We start from the raw sequence: 871 nt of genomic DNA, 5'->3' as shown, positions 1-871 counted from the left end.
GAACGGGTGCAGCACCTTCACGCGCTGCAGCGCGCGGCCCTGCACCTTGTCGGCCAGGCGCTCGGTGTAGACGGTGATGTCGGGCAACTCCGGCATGGCGCGAGTGTGCCAGCGCCGCGGATCTCAGGGCGCGGGCCGTGCCGCGCGCCGGAAGCCTTCGTAGGCGAACGCAGCCGCAATGCGGTCGCAGTCGGCCGGCGACACCCCCGCCTCGCGGGCGGTGGCGAACCAGGTGCCGCGCACCTGCGCTTCCATCTCGTCGATCAGTCGCCGTGCCTGCTCGCGCTCCAGCAGAAAGCGCAGGCACTGCGACAGCAGGTTGTCGGCATTCGCGAAACGGCCCGCATCGCCGCAGGCCATCGCCAGGTCGCGCCGCTCGATGCTGACCGGCACGGCCGGCGTCAGGTCGTAGGCCGGCGACAGCTGCCAGTCGCGCCCCCGCGCGATCAGCGCATGGTTGCGCGGGTGATCGTCGATGTTGGAGATCAGCGCGTTGAAGCACATGCGCCTGAACAGCTCCGCCGCATTCGCCTGCGGCTCGCTGCAGGCCCGCCGCAGCTCCTCGGCCAGTTGCACGTACGACCAGTGATCGCGCGACTGGAAGGTGTCCTCGGCCCGCAGCATCGTCAGCGCGCTGACCATGCGGGCTCGCAGGTAGCCGCCTGGCACTCTCTCGCGGTCGAAGCGGCGGACCAGCAGCACGTCGCGCCCGGCGATCTCGACGACCCGGCTGTCGGCCGTCGTCAGGCCGCAGCGACGCGCCAGCGTCAGCATCGCGTGCTCGACGCGGGCGCTGTTCCAGGCATCGGTCGCCGCATTGAACTTTGCGATCCACAGCCCTGCCGCATCCTCCACCACCGCCTTCGGCGGC

At 71.0% G+C, this 871-nt stretch carries 1 protein-coding gene; it reads right to left on the bottom strand.

Features of this window, described 5'->3' with window-relative positions:
- Positions 1–123: 123 nt before the first annotated feature.
- Positions 124–871 (bottom strand): type II toxin-antitoxin system HipA family toxin (locus tag AC1D15_RS34895; RefSeq protein ID WP_477829682.1); only part of this gene is annotated, 748 nt, incomplete at its 5' end.

The organism is Rhizobacter sp. P2_H2, assembly GCF_056403375.1.
The sequence above is the reverse complement of the archived record's forward strand: the minus strand, read 5'-3'. Positions and strand labels throughout refer to the sequence as shown.